Origin of the sequence: Myroides guanonis (assembly GCF_900114085.1) — a bacterium.
Classification (GTDB): domain Bacteria; phylum Bacteroidota; class Bacteroidia; order Flavobacteriales; family Flavobacteriaceae; genus Flavobacterium; species Flavobacterium guanonis.
This window is the reverse complement of the sequence record NZ_FORU01000010.1, coordinates 18,207-35,166: the sequence shown is the minus strand read 5'-3', so window position 1 is coordinate 35,166 and position 16,960 is coordinate 18,207. Positions and strand designations below refer to the sequence as shown.

The following is a 16,960-nucleotide window of genomic DNA, read 5'->3' as shown; positions in this document are numbered from 1 at the left end:
AATTAAGAAGAATATAGCATTTAAAAAGTGACTTGAGTAATGGTTTGAGTTTCTTTTAAATCAAGTTTTAATCTTTAGGGTAATAGCTTGCTTATATTTAGAAGATGTTGTGTTTTTCGTAAAATGAAATGATATAAATGACTGGGAGATTTGTTAAATGGAACAGTCATTTCTTTCATAAATCGATTTATAAGAGGAATGACTGTTCTTAAAACTGTAGAAAGTTATTTAAGAAGTAGTTTTATTATCATCTATTTGTATGGTAATAGGTAATGTAAATTGACTTTTAATGGTCTTTCCGTCCATTTTAGCTGGTTTCCATTTTTTAGAGTTTTTCAGAACTTCTAGCATCATTTCATTCCCTTCTTCATTTGCATTGCTTCGTAAAATCTGTGCATCTACAATACTGCCATCTGTTTCAATATTAAATTGTAGTATTATCAAAATTCTCTCTTGAGTTTCTTCCTTTTTGATGAGGTCAGTATTTACAGAACTTATAAAGTATTGTTGAAAAGCCTCCATACCTCCAGGGTATTCTGCATTTTCCTGTGCTTTAATAGCAACTTTAGTTTGTTCATTTTTTGTTTTCTTTTCTTGTGCTTGAGTAGATGTTATCCCTGTTAGGGTGATTGCAGCACATGCTAATGTAATGCTTAAAGCATTTTTAAGCGGATTGTTTTTTCTTGTAATCATAATGAAACGTTTTTTAGTTAAGTTGAAATTAAACGAACTACTTAATGGTAATTCATTGTTATCATAGGTTTGGTTTAATAGTAATTTTAAATAATCAGCGGTATTTGTACGGTTACTTGTGACTTCCTCATCAGCAAGAAACTCGTGATTTAAAGCAATAGATTTTTTAAAGAAAGAGAATATAGGATGAAACCAAAAGAAACAGTGTAGTAGTTCAATAAAGAGTATGTCTAAACTGTGCTTTTGTTTAACATGTGCTATTTCATGTAGGATGATGTCATCAGACATGTCTATTGGAGTAATATCGGGTAAATAAATCGTGCTAGCAAAAGTGAATGGGGTTTTGACACTTGTTAATAACACGAAATGTTGTTGGTTTTTCTTGACTTGTCTTCCATGCTTTTTTAGATTTAATAATCTGATAATACTGTTACTAAATTTGAATATAGAAATCCCCAAACCAATAAAATATATTAAAGATAAAAGTGTAGTCCAATTGAAAATAGTTTGTGTTTTTTGAATTTCGTTTGGGTTTATTATTATTTCACTGATTTCAGTTATACTAGACTGTAATTCTGGTAAACTAGTATTGGAGTTAATTGAAATTAAAGGTAACAGCAGTGATAAAATTACAGAAGTCAAGAGGTAAAAACGATTAAATCTATGTGTTTTTAAATTCTCCAGTGTCCATTTGTAAATAATATAGGTCAGAGCTAGGTTTAGGGTTATTTGAATAAGATATACTAGCATATTTTAATGTTTTTTAAGTTGATCTTCTACTATTTTTTTTAGCTCTTCTAATTCATCTTTTGTCATCTTGCTTTTTCGTGTGAAGAAGGAAGCAAACTTTAAAGCCGAATTGTCAAAAAAACTTTCTACCATTTTATTTACATGTGTGGAGAAGTAATCGTCTTTTTTAATGATGGGAAAATAGGCACGTGAATTACCAAAGGTTTTATAATCGATGAATCCTTTTTCTGCTAATCTTTTTAATAGGGTTGCTAGAGTAGTTTGAGCTGGTTTAGGGTCTTGGTATTTTTCTAATAAGTCTTTAGCAAAAGCTTCTTCTAGCTCCCATATATATTCCATTAATTGTTCTTCTGTTTGTGGTAGTTTAATCATAATCAGTTTTATTGATAGTGCAGACTACTTTTGTAGTTCTTGTTCTACAAATATAGAATATAAGATTAATTATACAATAGTTGAATGTGTTTTTTTTTAGCTCTTGTGTAGTTTTGATAGGACTGTGTTTAATATTAGCATTCTGTGTTTCAGAGGTTGATTTTTTAAATAGTGAATATTTCTTTGTGATGAACTTTTGGTATAAAAGAGTTTTTTATATTAAAAGTTCTTAGCTTTGGATGAAATTTAAAAAACAAAACTTTAATGAAATTGTTAAAGAGGACCTTTTCGGTGCAATTGCAATGTTGTCTTTGGATAGTACTTACTGTATTTGCTTCAATCGGGTGTTCTGCAAAACAGAATTTATTTGGAGCTTTTGATTTTGAGGTAGAGAAACCACTATCTGTTAGTAAGGCTCTTTTGGGTACTGGAAGTTTAAGTTGCTCTATGCTTAATTCTTCTAGTCAATCGGAGCAATCTGTTTTAGTAAAAAACATCTTTTTTAAAAATACAATTTCATTTGCTACGTCATTAGATGCAAATCTTTTTTTTAATAGGAAGGAGAATATTAGTGAAGACTATATTTTGCAATTGGCAGGAACAGATCCTCCATTATACCTTATGTTTCAAAAGATAAAGTTGGCTCTATTATAATATATCGCTAAGAAATTAATGTTATAATACAATTTTATCAAATAATACTATGCAAACTTTTAATAAACAGTCGTTTACAACGGCTGGTTTTTTTACTCTTGGCCTTCGAATGGTTGTAGGGTGGACTTATTTTTCTGCTTTTTGGAGAAGGTTAATACTAGAGAATAAATTAATAGAAACTGAAGCTGGGTACATCGGTGTTAAGTTTAATCATTTTTTACCCAATGCTTTGGGTATTAAACCTATCATTGAGTATTTGGTGACTCATCCTGATGCTTTGTGGTGGGCTATGGTTGTATTTACGGTAGTAGAGGCTATAGTAGGTCTGTTCATTATGCTTGGACTTTTTACGAGATTAATGGCTGTTGGAGTTTTTTCTTTGGCCATGGGAATTTTGTTGGGGTCTGGATGGATTGGAACAACTTGTTTGGATGAATGGCAAATAGGTGTTTTAGGTGTGTCTACGGGCTTTATGCTATTTCTTACAGGAGGTGGGATTGGTTCTTTAGATTATTATTTTAGTAAGAATAATTTAAGCTTTACTACTAAAAAGTGGTTTGGTCTCTTAGGTTCTGGAGAATTGCCAATCAAAAATTTAAAACCTATAGTTTTTGTTGGATCTTTTGCTGTTCTTGGGCTAACATTGTATACTAATCAGGTATTTCATGGTGGTGTTTTTGGAACACTCCATAATAAGTCTGTAAAGCCGAAATTAGAATTGACGGATGTAAGATTGCAAAATAATGAATTGAAATTTCAAGTGTATAGGGTAGAAGGAGCTGATGTATATGGTTCTTTCCTGATAGGTATTCAATTGGAAACACAATCGGGAGAAATACTACATAAATGGGATGGTGAGGCACTTTCAAAACTTTCGCCTTCTAATATTGAGAATATATACGTGGCTCACATTAAACCTGGAAAACATAGCTTGGTGATTCCTTTAGGTGCAAAGGCTAACTTGAGTTTGCCTGTTTCTTTAGATACACGAGAATCATTGGTGCTGAGGATGATTGATGTTAGTGGAATTGAATGGACGGCTACTGTAGGAAAGTAAGAATAAATAAAAAGCTTCAGAAAATTTTCTGAAGCTTTTTTGTTTTAACCATGTATGTGTTCTTTGGTACCGTAGCTTTGGATGAGATTACCTTCGAACTCTAACCATTCACTCCAACGCTTATCTACATCTACTTTTTCGGTGTATTTACGCGCGTATTTTAGAAATATAGTATAATGATTAGCTTCAGAAACCATTAAGTCGTAATAGAATTTCTTTAATTCTTCATCATCTATATTTTGTGATAATACTCTAAATCGTTCACAACTTCTAGCCTCAATCATGGCTGCAAAAAGTAGTCTGTCTATAAAAGCATCGTTTCTGCTACCATCTTTTTTCATGAATTTATATAATTGATTCACATAATCGTCTTTGCGTTCTCTACCTAATGCGTATCCCCTTTTTTTTATGATCTCGTGTACCATTTTAAAATGTTCCATTTCTTCTATGGCGATATCAGTTAATTCAGTAACCAAATCTTCGTGTTCTGAATTGTAGGCGATAATAGTAATAGCGTTAGTTGCTGCTTTTTGTTCACACCAGCAGTGGTCGGTTAAGATTTCCTCTAAATTTGATTCAGCAATATTAGCCCATCTTGGGTCTGTCAAAAGTTTTAAACCTAACATAATTCCTTTTCGTTTTGTACAAAAATAAGAAATATAAGACAGATTAAAAATGAGAATGGATTTCTACGATTCAAAGACTTATTTTTGTAGGATGGGAACAGTACTTAAGAACAAGTGTTTGCTTGTTATTGGTCAGGTGTGGCCTGAATCTAAATCGTCAGCAGCAGGTAAGAGAATGTTGCAATTGTTGAATTTTTTCAAAAATTGCGGAATGGAGATTTATTTTGGTTCTACGGCTAATAAATCTGAATATAGTGATGATTTAAGCATTTTTGAAATTCATGAAATAGAAATTAGATTAAATGATTCCAAAAGTGATGAGGTGTTGAAAAATCTAAATCCTGATATTGTTTTATATGATCGCTTTATGATGGAAGAACAGTTTGGATGGAAAATTGGAGAGCAATGTCCTCGAGCTATGACGATATTGGATACAGAAGATTTGCATTTTTTGAGATTTGCACGTCAGGGAATGATAAAGAGAGAGGAAAAAGATTTAAACCCTTTTTTGTATTCAGATAGAACTAAGCGCGAGTTAGCTAGTATTATGCGTTGTGATTTATCACTTCTGATATCAAAATATGAACGTGATTTATTAGTAGATCAGTTTAAAGTACCTGATGAAATATTGTATTTTTTACCTTTTCTAGAAGAAAAATTGACAAAAGAAGTTCAACGAAATTTCAAAAGTTTCGAGGAAAGAGAGGGGTTCGTTTTTATTGGAAATTTTATACACGAACCAAATTGGCAGACTGTCTTGAGTATTAAGAATGAAGTCTGGCCATTGATTCGAACTAAATTGCCAAAAGTGAAAATGCATGTTTATGGTGCGTATCCGTCAGAGAAAGTATTTCAATTACATAATGAAAAGCAAGGATTCTTAATACATGGAAGAGCGGAAGATGCTTTGGATGTGATTGGTGATGCCCGTGTGATGTTAGCGCCTATCTCTTTTGGAGCTGGACTGAAAGGGAAGTTTATTGATGCTATGCGGGCGGGAACTCCAAGTGTTACAACATCTGTTGGATCTGAGGCTATGACAATGGGTTTTGATTGGGGAGGATTTATTGAAGATGAATTAAACGCAATTGTAGATAAGGCAATATTACTTTATACAAATGAAGAAGTTTGGAATGAGAAACTACAATTAGGTGTAGAGTTGTTAAATGAGGTATATGCCAATACTTCTCATTGTGTTCAATTTCAGGATCAGCTAGAAAGCGTTTTTTCAAATCTTGAATCACATCGTCAGAATTGTTTTTTAGGACAAGTGATGAAGCATAGTTTTTTACAGAATACTAAATATATGGGATTGTGGATAGAGGAAAAGAATAAAGGGAAAGATATTAATTCTTGACTAATGGACTAGTGAGAATGCAATCTCGATTGTTTTTAGATTAGGAAAATAAAAAAAGAGGAAGCTTAGCTTCCTCTTTTTTTATTAAAAGATTCTTATTTACTTAATTCAGTAAAATACTTATAAAACAATGGAATTGTCTCAATACCTTTTAAGTAATTGAATACTCCAAAATGTTCATTTGGAGAGTGGATAGCATCTGAGTCAAGTCCAAAGCCCATCATAATAGATTTAGATCCTAATTCTTCTTCAAACAAGGCTACAATTGGTATGCTTCCTCCTGAACGAACTGGAATAGGTGTAACGCCAAAAGTATCTGTGTAAGCTTTAGATGCAGCTTGATATCCAATAGAGTCTATAGGTGTAACATATCCTTGACCTCCATGATGTGGTTTTACTACAACTTTAGCTCCTTTAGGAACTATGCTTTCAAAGTGTTTTTTAAACAATTCGGTAATTTCTTCCCAATCTTGGTTTGGGACTAAGCGCATAGAGATTTTAGCAAAAGCTTTACTAGCAATTACTGTTTTAGCTCCTTCACCAGTATAGCCTCCCCAGATTCCATTAACGTCTAAAGTTGGACGAATAGAGTTTCTTTCATTGGTTGTGTACCCACTTTCTCCATAAACTTCGTCTATGTCTAGCGCTTTTTTATAGTCTTCTAATGAGAATGGACGTTTTGCCATTTCATCGCGTTCTTCTCTAGAGAGTTCTTCTACTTTATCGTAGAAGCCTGGAATAGTAATATGATTGTTTTCATCATGAAGAGAAGCAATCATTTTAGTTAATATGTTGATAGGATTTGCTACAGCTCCTCCATATAAACCTGAGTGAAGATCTCTGTTTGGTCCAGTAACTTCTACTTCTACATAGCTAAGGCCTCTTAGACCTGTTGTGATAGAAGGTTGAGTATTTGAAATCATTCCAGTGTCTGAAATCAGAATAACATCGTTTTTTAATTTTTCTTGGTTTCTTTTTACAAACCATGCTAAACTTTCAGAACCAACTTCTTCTTCACCTTCAATCATGAATTTCACATTACATGGAAGTGTATTGTTTGAAATCATGTATTCGAATGCCTTTACGTGCATGAACATCTGACCTTTGTCGTCACAAGCGCCACGCGCGAAAATAGCTCCTTCTGGGTGAATATCAGTTTTTTTAATAACAGGTTCGAAAGGAGGAGATGTCCATAATTCAATCGGATCTGCTGGTTGAACGTCATAATGCCCGTAAACCAAAACGGTTGGTAAACTTGGGTCAATCATTTTCTCACCATATACGATTGGGTAACCTGGAGTTTCACACATTTCTACAGTGTCACAGCCTGCTTTTTCAAGGCTTTCTTTTACTGCTTCAGCCGTGTTGATTACGTCTTGTGAATAAGCGCTGTCAGCACTAATAGATGGCATTTTTAAAAGTTCAATAAGTTCGTCAATTAGACGGTCTTTATTTTCTTGAACGAATTGTTTTGAATTCATCATTTTATCAATAGATATTTTAATTACTTAAAGCTCTACAAACGTAAGAATAAAAAAAAATAATATTTTTCTTGCGTATTAAAAAACAGTTCGTATATTTGCAACCGATTAATGAAACAAAAGCGGGTGTGGTGGAATTGGTAGACACGCTAGACTTAGGATCTAGTGCCGCAAGGTGTGAAGGTTCGAGCCCTTTCACCCGCACATTAAGAAAAGTCCTTTCGGAAACGAAAGGACTTTTTTATTTGTCCTATTTTGATGGGTATACAGGTTTTAAATTATGTTGAAAAACAACAAACCACCGATATTGTTCGGTGGTTTGTTGTTTTAGGCTGTTAGTCAAAAGTGTAGTTTAGACCTAGTAGAAATGATTTGTTTAAGTTTGAATCACCGTAATAATTAGCAGAGTTGGTGTATATCTGCTCTATAATACCTTGTCTTAGTCTTCCTTCAATAGAAAAATTGTTATTTATTTTAAAGGCAACTCCAATATTGATAGTTAAATCTACATCACTATTGTTTTCATAGGGTAGTGAATAGTAATCCTGTGATTCTCTGTAATTGCGTAAACTATTGCTGTTGTCTGAAATTTTAATATCTAATCCAGGTCCAACAAACATAGAAATTTTGTTGAAAGAGAATTTGTTGAGTAAGTTGAGGGATAAATAATTTCTATTTACATCCAGGATTTGTGGTGCAAGATTGTTTCCTTGGTATACATGTAAATCACTAACTCCTTGTTGTAAGTATAGCATTTCGAATTGCATACTGTAAATTCTGGATAAGTTTAAATCTCCATACACACCTGCGTATAACCCGTTTCTATAATCTGCATCTAAATTATTTATTGTTGATGCAGCATACCCTGCTTTTACTCCTCCTCTAAATTTAACTTGAGCTTCGGACTGGCTGTAGCCTAAAATGACAAGAGCAAGTAATAGTTTTTTCATAGATTTATTTTTTAGTAATTAATGAGCTAATATACAAAGATCAATAATTGAATTTGGCTATCTCTTTGTTATTTGTGAATTGTAAAAAGAATGGGATGTGTAATTTTAGTATGATTTTGGATAAATGTTTTATTTGGTGGTATCTTTAAATAAAAACAATTGTTTTTGGAAATACTCGTTTCTGAGGACGGCTGTAATAAGTCTGTGTGACTTAAGAAATAGTTTTTTATCTGTTTTTACAAGTTTAATGGGTGGTAGGGTGTGTTTGGAGAAATAATTTTGATGTTAAATTAATTTGGAATAAGAATGAAAATTGGAAAATGGCTACAATGGCTTTTAGAGTATGAAATTTATGCTAGTAAGTCGATAAGTGTAACTATAGGGACGGTTATATTTATTGTCTTTACTTTGTTATTGACTCGGTTTGGGTTGCGCTTTTTGAAGAAGACGATTGTTAAAGTCACCAATATGGAGGATGTTGGTCGATTAAATAGTGTTTTTAATTTCGTAAGTTATTTCGTTTATATTATCATGTTCTTTTTTATACTGAATGCTGTAGGTATAAATATTAATATGTTTTTAACGGCTTCTGCAGCTTTGTTTGTAGGTTTGGGGTTTGCTCTGCAAAAAATATTTCAAGATTTAATTGCGGGGATCTATATACTTTTAGATAAGACACTAACTGTAGGTGATGTTATAGAAATTGAAGGAGAGGTAGCTCGTGTAGAGATGATTCATCTGCGTTCAACAACAGCAATTACAAGAAATCACCGAGTTTTCATTATTCCTAACAGGAAGTTTATGGATGATACTATTCGGAATTGGACTCAGAATAATGAAGTTGTTCGTGTTAAGATTGATGTAGGGGTTTATATAGGAACGGATTCGCAAAAAGTAAAAGAGCTGTTATTGGGGTCAGTTAGAGGTAATCCTGAGGTTTTAAAAGAACCTGCGCCTCTTGTTTTTTTGAATGAATTTGGAGAGTCTTCTGTTAGATTCGTATTGCATTATTTTATAAATAAGGCTTTTGATAATGATAGAATTTCCAGTGATATTAGATTTGAAATAGATAGGCAGTTTAAGGAAAGTGGAATAAAACTCCCAGTACCTGTTTTGCGGTTAGAACAATAAAATGATACCCCAAGAAGCGGTAAAACTTTTGGGGTACAAGGTTTTGTGTTATTGGAAGGTAGAGACTGATACTAGCAGAATAGGGCCTTCTGAATTACTAGTTTTGATTACTTTACCATCTTTAATTATTTGTGCTTCTAATTTTCCAGATTTGCCATCAGTCACACGTGCGTTTGCTTCTGCTGAAAATCCATTTTTTGTAGTGATTTCTCTTTCCCATGAATTTCCGTAATCTTCCATGAAAGTTTCTGTAGTACCATCACCTTTAGTAATAGCAATTTGTTGTATGTCTACATTTGAGCTTCCAATTAATTTCACAGTGTAAGTACCATCTTGTGAATTTCCGCCATTGTCATCGCTTTTGCTGCATGATGATAAACTTACGAATGATTAAGCCTAAAGCTAATTTTTTCGTAATTAAATTTTGTTAGTGTTATAATAATTTAATCACAAATATATTACAAAATTTAATATTATTTAGAAGTTTTAATTTTACATGTAAAGGTATTTTGTATACAAAATAATAATGATGTTTTGTTGGATATTCTCGAGTTGTTGTAAGCACTTTTTTGATTTCTTGAATGTATAAAATGGAGTATAAGTATTGATTCTTTTATACTATATATTGTATTTTAGCGCTCAAATTTTTGTTATGACTTCCTCGACTAAAAATATAAGAAAGCAACCAGTACGCAAAAGAAAAAAAAAGCAGCCTAAGGGAGTTTTGATATGGAGTCGTGTCAAATGGATTAGTGTTGCGATTATTTTTGTGGGGTTTGGTATTTGGTTTGGTATTTCTTTTAAGGATGGTATAAATTATTTATTTAATTCTGATAAGGATCTGAAAGCTGAGAAAACGGTATATGACATCAGAAATGTTGAAGTGTTAAGTAGGCATTCAGAAAAAATGATAGGTTTTGATGTGTCTCAATATCAAGGAATTATTTCTTGGGAAGAAATTGATTCCATTGCTCAACATAGTTTGTTGGAATTTGTTTTTATTCGTTCTACTATGGGAACAGATGGAAAAGACAAAGCATTTGAATTGAATTGGAGAGGTGCTCGTGCAAATCATTTTATCAGAGGTGCGTATCATTATTATAGACCTGATGAAAACTCAGTTGAGCAAGCGCATAACTTTATAAAAAATGTTCGTTTAAGTGAAGGGGATTTGCCTCCTGTTTTGGATATTGAAGAATTACCTAAAAGACAGTCTATGGATAGTTTGGTGGTAGGGTTGAAAAAATGGATGGATATTGTTGAGAAAGAATATAAGATTAAACCTATACTTTATTCGGGAGAGCATTATTACTCTAAGAATCTACAGAAATGGTTTCCAGACCATGTTGTATGGATTGCGAACTACAATTTCTTTGTAGAGGAAATTAAACCGGAATGGCATTTCTGGCAATTTACTGAGAAAGGTGTGATAAATGGGATAGATGGTAAGGTAGATGTGAATGTGTTTAATGGTAATCGGTCAGAAATTCGAAAACTATTGGTGAGATAGTTAGTTTTTGGTGTCTAAAGCATCTCTAAGGCTATTTCCAATAAGCATGAAACTCATTACTAATAAGAACATTGCAATACCGGGAATAAGGGCTAAATATGGTTTTCCTAGTATTATGTAATTATAGTTCTCTTTAATCATAGCACCCCAACTAGGAACTGGAACCTGAGCTCCCAGACCTAAGAAACTCAATCCGCTTTCAACGAGTATTGCAGAAGCAAAGTTTGCAGCAGAGATAACTATTATAGGAGCCATACAATTCGGTAAAATATGTTTTCGTATGATTCTTAAATTCGAATATCCTAACGCTTTGGCGGCAGTTATATACTGTTGTTCTTTTATACTTATTACTTGACCTCTGACTACTCTTGCGACTTCTACCCACATAGTGAGGCCTACAGCAATAAATACTTGCCAAAATCCTTTTCCTATGGCTAATGTTATAGCTATAACTAATAAAAGAGTGGGTATAGACCATACAATGTTAATGAGCCAAAGAATGAAACTATCTATCCATCCTCCAAAATAACCTGCTACAGAACCTAGTGTAATTCCGATTATTAATGATATAAAAACAGCTATAAAACCAATGGCTAAGGAGACCCTTGAGCCTAAGATAAGCCGACTTAAAAAATCTCTTCCTTGGTTGTCTGTGCCTAAATAATATGTTTTTTCTTTGATTAGATTACCTAATTGTTCTTGTGAATATTCTCCAATGAATAGATTGTGCTCTTCTTCAAGTGCCGGATTGTTTGAATATGCTTTATAAAAAAGTGTGTCTTTTTCAATATGATATTCTGAAAGGGGTATGCTTGAAGATGGATTGGTTCTACCATTCCAATATTCATTCCATGTTTTAATAGGTTGGGGGTGCTGGTTTAAAACATTAATTTTAAAACCAGGAGACTGAGATCTTAAACTAATGTCTCCAGAATTTGCATGCTGTGAATCGTCAGGAATGATGAAATAGGCAAAAATAGATAGAAAGGAAAGTGCTATGATAAACCAAAAACACAAAACGCCCCAAAAATTCTTTTTAAATTTTTGGAGCGCAATAGATGTGTTAGATTTATTTTTAGTGTGCATGAATTATAGTTTCTCGAAATCCTTTTGTTTGTTCTTAATAGATAAAGAGGTTTGAGAAAGGTCTTTTAGAATATTGACAGCTTCTTCAATGTATACATCGCGTTCTAACGAATTGTGCCAGCTGTCTCTTTTCTTTTCTAGAATTGAGTCTGCCTTGATACGTTCATTTTCATACGGTAGTGACTTGAATGATAGATGATTGTTATATTTTGAAATTGGCTTAAACTTTTTAGCCATTTCTTCAATTTCCTTTTGTTTAGCTTCGTATTTATCAAAGTTTAAATCAAAAGATTTTTCATCTTTGCGTTGGTTTATCCATTGAGCATTTTCGTCAATTAATTTAAATTGTGCATTGTTTGCAATACGAACTTTACTTTGTGCAATTGCTTTTTGGAAATTATTTTTGAATGGTATATAATTTGCTTTGTCAATTTTATCCCATGGCATCGCATTTTCAATGTCTCGCTCACCCATATCAATATATGAATAACGATCTGGAAGTATGATATCGCTTAAAACTCCTTCTTTTTGTGTAGAGCCCCCATTAATTCTATAGAACTTTTGAAGTGTTACTTTTAATGCTCCTAAATCACCATAAGGTTGGTTTTTCAATAGTTCATTTAAGTCTACAACATTTTGAACGGTACCCTTTCCGTAGGTATGTTTACTTCCAATAACGATTCCACGGTTATAGTCTTGAATAGCAGCAGCGAAAATTTCTGAAGCAGATGCTGAGAAGTTGTTTACTAAAACTACTAATGGACCATCCCATTGAACTTTTGTGTCTTTGTCGTAAAGAACATCTTTCTTGCCTTGAGACGATTTAACTTGTACAACTGGACCCTGTGGAATAAATAAACCTGCCATATCAACAACGGTTTGTAGAGATCCTCCTCCGTTGTTTCTTAAGTCCATGACAATCCCATCTATATTCTGTGCTTTAAGATGTTCAATTTCTTTTGCTACGTCTGTATAGGCATTACGTGTTTTTTTGTCCTTAAAGTCTATATAGAATTTAGGCAGTTGAATGAAACCGTATTTTTTGTCTCCATCAATTACAATGCTAGATTTGGCATAAGTATCTTCTAATTCTACTACTTCTCTAGTAATAGAGATTACTTTTATAGTGCCGTCTATCTTCTTAACAGTCAGGTTAACAACTGTTCCTTTTTTACCTTTTATTTGTTTTACAACATTTTCAAGTCGCATTCCAACAACATCTACAGGTTCTTCGTCTCCTTGAGCTACTTTAAGAATTAAATCACCTTGTTCTAATTCTTTTCCTCTCCATGCAGGACCTCCTGGGATAAGTTCTGTAATTTCTGTGATGTCATTCTTTTTTCTCAATTGAGCCCCAATTCCTTCAACACTACCGCTCATACTTTCGTCGAACTTTTCTTTGTCTTCCGGAGCGAAATAGAATGTATGAGGGTCAAAGCGTTCAACAATGGTGTTGATGTATACTGAGAACCAGTCTTTTCTTTCTAAATCATCGACAAATTCAAAATATTCATTTAATGATTTTAAGGTGCTTTCTCTTGATTCTATTTCTAATTCTTCAAAGCTTTTTATCTCAACTTTTTCAGCTGGAGTCTTTTTTGTAGTTGTTTCAACATCTATTTCTCCTGTAATTTCACTGAGTTCTTCATCACTCAAGTCTTCCTCTTTTGAGTTCCCAGCTTCTTGAATTTTCATCTTATCGTGAATAGTAGATAAAACATTTAGCTTTAATTGCTTTTTCCAACGCAGCTTTAAAGCGTCTTCATTAGCAGCAAAAGCTTGTTTGTCATAATCCGCATCAAAAACTTCATCTACATTATAGTCAAATGGTGTAGCTAGAATCTCTTTATAGATGTCTTTTGCGTTGTGCATGCGTTGAACAATTCGCTCTTCAGTAAGGTCAAAAAATGAAAAGTCCTTTAACTGAATCATATCATCAATTAAGTATTCATATTTAGCAAACTCATCTATATCCGCTTGAATGAAAAAGCGCTTCGTAGGATCTAGTGCTTTGATGTATTCTTTATATACTTCTTTAGAGAAATTATCGTCTATCTTAACTGGGTCATAATGCCCTTTTTCCAATAGATAGGTTATCAATTCTAAAAGGAGTTGGTCTTTTTCTGGATTATCTTTATCTTTTTTAGGTATAAAGCCCCAAAGTAGGGCAGCTATACCCAGTACGAGAAATATAACTTTATAGTTCTTTTTCATAAATGCCCAAATAGTATTCATTAAAATATTTTAATCTAAAGTAACCAAAATTGATGTCGAAAAATTGTCTTTCCCGATAATTCTTTGTTAAAAAACGCAGAATTTAATAAATGGGCTGTTGTTTTTGAAAAGTAAACAGTCATTGGGTTGAACTAGGATTTACGATATATTTATTACTTTAGCGAATGTAAATAAAAAAACGAAATGAAACAAAAACCATTGATATTAGTTACCAATGATGACGGTATAGTAGCTCCGGGAATCCGTGCTTTGATAGATGTAATGAAAGAGTTAGGAGAAGTGGTTGTTGTAGCTCCTGATAGCCCTCAGTCGGCTATGGGGCATGCGGTAACAATTAATAGCACTCTGACACTGCAAAAGGTGAATATTGATTCTGATATAAATAAGGAATATAGTTGTTCAGGAACACCTGTAGATTGTGTAAAGATTGCACTTTCGCAAGTATTGGATAGAAAACCAGATTTGTGTGTTTCTGGTGTAAATCACGGTGCAAATTCATCCATAAATGTAATATATTCTGGTACAATGAGTGCTGCAATGGAAGCTGGTATGAGTGGAATTCCTGCTATTGGATTCTCTTTGATGGATTTTGATTGGGGTGCCGATTTTGAACAGGTAAAACCATTTATAAAAAAAATCACTCAAGAAGCTTTAAAAAACACTATTTCAAGAGGGGTTGTGTTAAATGTGAACTTTCCAAAACTCAAGACAGAGGATATAAAGGGAATTCGCGTGTGTAGACAAGCTAAAGCTACATGGGTTGAAAATTTTGATAAGAGAGTCAATCCTCATGGTAAAGAATATTATTGGCTAACAGGAGAATTTGTTAATCAAGACAAAGGAGAAGATACAGATGAATGGGCCTTAGAACACGGATTTATTTCTATAGTTCCAGTGCAATTCGATTTGACCGCTTATCATGCTATACCAGAACTTAATTCATGGGAGATTTAATGAAAAAAAATATGTTTGTCCAAATGCTTATTGGATTTTTAATTGGAGTTATTGCTACAATATTGGGCAGTATAATTTATTTAGAACTGTTTACACATTATAATTTATTCTCAAATTTTGAAATTATTCTTAAAAGTAAAAATTTAGGCAGGATTATTGCGATAGGGAGTTTGTTGAATTTAGCGGTATTTACAGTACTGATTAAAAAACGACAAGATTTAAAAGCTAGAGGGAGCGTTTTAGCAATTATTGTATTGACGATAATAACCTTGTTCTTATAGATGAAGTATTATATTATAGCTGGAGAAGCATCAGGAGACCTACATGGTTCTAATTTAATGAAGGCATTGTATGAGAATGATCCTAAGGCGGAAATACGTTTTTGGGGTGGTGATCTTATGCAGGCTGTAGGGGGGACTTTGGTAAAGCATTATAAAGATTTGGCTTTTATGGGCTTTATAGAAGTTTTGCAAAACTTAAAGACCATATTAAGGAATATCTCTTTTTGTAAAAAGGATATCGAAAAATTCAATCCTGACGCTATTATCTTTATTGATTACCCAGGCTTTAATATGCGTATTGCTAAATGGGCAAAGGAAAGGCAAATACCTACTCATTATTATATTTCACCACAAATATGGGCTTGGAAAGAAAGTAGGATTAAGGCAATCAAGAGAGATGTTGATTATATGTATGTGATATTGCCTTTCGAAAAAGAGTTTTATGAAGTTAAGCACAGTTATGCTGTTCAGTTTGTAGGACATCCGTTGATTGATGAGATTGAGGATTTTCGTTCTAAAGAGATTGAAGATTTTAGAATGAAACACGGATTGGATGAAAGACCTATTATAGCTCTTTTACCAGGTAGTCGTAAACAAGAAATTAGCAAATTGTTGACCGAAATGTTAAGTGTGACAAGTAAATACACAGATTATCAATTTGTGATTGCAGGTGCACCAGGACAAGAACGTGAATTCTATGAGAAGTTTATTAAAAGCACCAATTGCTCTTTAGTGTTTAAAGAAACATATGCTTTGCTTAATGTAGCTCATGCAGCTTTGGTAACTTCTGGAACAGCTACGTTAGAAACTGCGCTATTTAGAGTGCCTCAAGTAGTTTTGTATAAGGGCAGTCCTATTTCTTATGCTATTGCTAAACGAATTATTAAGTTGCGCTATATCTCGCTAGTGAATTTAATTATGGACGATGATATTGTAGTGGAGTTAATTCAAGATGACTGCAATACCAAAAGAATAGAAGAAGAGTTTTTAAAAATAATTAGCGGAGAGACCCGTTTGAAAATGTTGAATAATTACGATTTATTAATTGAAAAATTAGGTGGAAAAGGTGCTAGTATGCAGACTGCTAAGGCAATAATTGAAAATTTAGCTTTGACATTTAAAAAATAAATTTATATTTGTAAGATAACCCATTGCAGAATCCTATGAAAAAATACGTTTTAGCTTTAGTATTGTTAAGTTTTTTAGCCACTGAACAGATATGGTCAAATGAAAATGCTAGTAATATGCAACTTGAAAATGGACCAAAGAAAAAGAAGCCCGCTAAGAAAGCTGAAGCTCAAAACGCTGAATACGCTTATGTAGATAAAGAGAAGGTTAGTGTCGAAGAATTAGGAGCTCTATTAGAAGAGATAGATGCAAATGAAGAGTTAGATGAAATCAACTATTTGACAGAGCAACTTCTTAATGTTGCAAATGATAATATAGGAGTGCGTTATCGATTTGGAGGAACAACCAAAAATGGGATGGATTGTTCGGGGTTAGTTACTACAGCATTTAATACTTTTAATATTTCCTTGCCAAGAAGTTCTCGAGATATGGCAACAATAGGAGATAAGGTTACTAAGAATGAAGCTCAAAAAGGTGATTTGATTTTCTTTAAAACAAGAGGATCTAGAATTAGTCATGTAGGAATTGTTACAGAAGTATTAGATGATGAAATTAAATTTATTCATTCTTCTACATCAAAGGGGGTTATTATCTCTTCTACTAAAGAAGCTTATTATCATAAAACATTTGCTCAGATTAACAGAGTTTACGACAAAACGATGTTGTAAGACAGTTACTTACTGAAAAACATATTT

The 16,960-nt window shown here is 33.0% G+C and carries 17 protein-coding genes and 1 tRNA gene; 10 read left to right on the top strand and 8 right to left on the bottom strand.

Annotated features, from left to right (window positions below):
• Positions 1 to 228: 228 nt before the first annotated feature.
• Both BM024_RS09180 and BM024_RS09175 read right to left on the bottom strand, forming a co-directional pair.
• A complete protein-coding gene (locus BM024_RS09180) occupies positions 229 to 1,443 on the bottom strand; it encodes a M56 family metallopeptidase (RefSeq protein ID WP_090679515.1) in 1,215 nt (404 codons plus the stop codon).
• Between the two features lie 3 nt (positions 1,444 to 1,446).
• On the bottom strand, positions 1,447 to 1,815 hold the full coding sequence (locus tag BM024_RS09175) for a BlaI/MecI/CopY family transcriptional regulator (RefSeq protein ID WP_090679513.1): 369 nt from the start codon (positions 1,813 to 1,815) through the stop codon (positions 1,447 to 1,449).
• A gap of 264 nt (positions 1,816 to 2,079) precedes the next feature.
• On the opposite strand from BM024_RS09175, the gene BM024_RS09170 reads away from it, so the two are divergent.
• On the top strand, positions 2,080 to 2,469 hold the full coding sequence (locus BM024_RS09170; protein ID WP_090679511.1) for a hypothetical protein: 390 nt from the start codon (positions 2,080 to 2,082) through the stop codon (positions 2,467 to 2,469).
• Positions 2,470 to 2,518: 49 nt separating this feature from the next.
• The gene (locus BM024_RS09165) at positions 2,519 to 3,526 is read left to right on the top strand and encodes a TQO small subunit DoxD (RefSeq protein ID WP_090679509.1); all 1,008 of its coding nucleotides are present in this window, start codon (positions 2,519 to 2,521) and stop codon (positions 3,524 to 3,526) included.
• Between the two features lie 44 nt (positions 3,527 to 3,570).
• Here the strand turns inward: BM024_RS09165 and miaE are convergent, their stop codons facing one another.
• Positions 3,571 to 4,152 carry a MiaE family protein gene (gene miaE, locus BM024_RS09160; RefSeq protein WP_090679508.1) on the bottom strand — a complete coding sequence of 194 codons (582 nt, stop codon included), beginning with the start codon at positions 4,150 to 4,152 and terminating at the stop codon, positions 3,571 to 3,573.
• A 55-nt stretch (positions 4,153 to 4,207) separates the two neighbouring features.
• On the opposite strand from miaE, the gene BM024_RS09155 reads away from it, so the two are divergent.
• A complete protein-coding gene (locus tag BM024_RS09155; protein ID WP_245753881.1) occupies positions 4,208 to 5,509 on the top strand; it encodes a glycosyltransferase in 1,302 nt (433 codons plus the stop codon).
• 95 nt (positions 5,510 to 5,604) lie between these two features.
• Here BM024_RS09155 and BM024_RS09150 read toward each other — a convergent pair whose 3' ends face one another.
• A complete protein-coding gene (locus BM024_RS09150; protein ID WP_090679505.1) occupies positions 5,605 to 6,993 on the bottom strand; it encodes a dipeptidase in 1,389 nt (462 codons plus the stop codon).
• Positions 6,994 to 7,112: 119 nt separating this feature from the next.
• On the opposite strand from BM024_RS09150, the gene BM024_RS09145 reads away from it, so the two are divergent.
• A tRNA-Leu gene (locus BM024_RS09145) sits at positions 7,113 to 7,194 on the top strand.
• A gap of 131 nt (positions 7,195 to 7,325) precedes the next feature.
• On the opposite strand, the gene BM024_RS09140 is transcribed toward BM024_RS09145, so the two are convergent.
• A complete protein-coding gene (locus BM024_RS09140) occupies positions 7,326 to 7,940 on the bottom strand; it encodes an outer membrane beta-barrel protein (protein ID WP_090679503.1) in 615 nt (204 codons plus the stop codon).
• Positions 7,941 to 8,246: 306 nt separating this feature from the next.
• Between BM024_RS09140 and BM024_RS09135 the strand changes: the two genes are divergently transcribed.
• Positions 8,247 to 9,071, top strand: coding sequence for a mechanosensitive ion channel family protein (locus BM024_RS09135; RefSeq protein ID WP_090679501.1), 825 nt, complete (start codon positions 8,247 to 8,249; stop codon positions 9,069 to 9,071).
• Between the two features lie 48 nt (positions 9,072 to 9,119).
• Here BM024_RS09135 and BM024_RS09130 read toward each other — a convergent pair whose 3' ends face one another.
• Entirely contained in the window at positions 9,120 to 9,389 is a 270-nt protein-coding gene (locus BM024_RS09130; RefSeq protein ID WP_090679499.1) for a hypothetical protein, read from the bottom strand.
• Between the two features lie 334 nt (positions 9,390 to 9,723).
• On the opposite strand from BM024_RS09130, the gene BM024_RS09125 reads away from it, so the two are divergent.
• Complete coding sequence (locus BM024_RS09125; RefSeq protein WP_090679497.1) at positions 9,724 to 10,581, top strand: glycoside hydrolase family 25 protein; 858 nt, start codon at positions 9,724 to 9,726, stop codon at positions 10,579 to 10,581.
• Here BM024_RS09125 and BM024_RS09120 read toward each other — a convergent pair whose 3' ends face one another.
• Together BM024_RS09120 and BM024_RS09115 are read right to left on the bottom strand one after the other, a co-directional pair.
• The gene (locus BM024_RS09120; protein WP_090679495.1) at positions 10,582 to 11,667 is read right to left on the bottom strand and encodes an ABC transporter permease; all 1,086 of its coding nucleotides are present in this window, start codon (positions 11,665 to 11,667) and stop codon (positions 10,582 to 10,584) included. It abuts the gene before it with no gap.
• A gap of 3 nt (positions 11,668 to 11,670) precedes the next feature.
• A complete protein-coding gene (locus BM024_RS09115; RefSeq protein WP_090679494.1) occupies positions 11,671 to 13,902 on the bottom strand; it encodes a carboxy terminal-processing peptidase in 2,232 nt (743 codons plus the stop codon).
• A gap of 183 nt (positions 13,903 to 14,085) precedes the next feature.
• On the opposite strand from BM024_RS09115, the gene surE reads away from it, so the two are divergent.
• The 4 genes from surE to BM024_RS09095 are packed head-to-tail and all read left to right on the top strand — an operon-like array spanning position 14,086 to position 16,933.
• Positions 14,086 to 14,856, top strand: a complete 771-nt coding sequence (gene surE, locus BM024_RS09110; protein ID WP_090679491.1) for a 5'/3'-nucleotidase SurE — start codon at positions 14,086 to 14,088, stop codon at positions 14,854 to 14,856.
• Positions 14,844 to 15,137: a hypothetical protein gene (locus BM024_RS09105; RefSeq protein ID WP_090679489.1), complete on the top strand. Its 294-nt coding sequence runs from the start codon at positions 14,844 to 14,846 to the stop codon at positions 15,135 to 15,137. Before surE ends, BM024_RS09105 begins: the two co-directional genes overlap by 13 nt.
• On the top strand, positions 15,138 to 16,265 hold the full coding sequence (gene lpxB, locus BM024_RS09100; protein ID WP_090679488.1) for a lipid-A-disaccharide synthase: 1,128 nt from the start codon (positions 15,138 to 15,140) through the stop codon (positions 16,263 to 16,265). It abuts the gene before it with no gap.
• A 35-nt stretch (positions 16,266 to 16,300) separates the two neighbouring features.
• The gene (locus BM024_RS09095; protein ID WP_090679486.1) at positions 16,301 to 16,933 is read left to right on the top strand and encodes a C40 family peptidase; all 633 of its coding nucleotides are present in this window, start codon (positions 16,301 to 16,303) and stop codon (positions 16,931 to 16,933) included.
• Positions 16,934 to 16,960 lie beyond the last annotated feature (27 nt).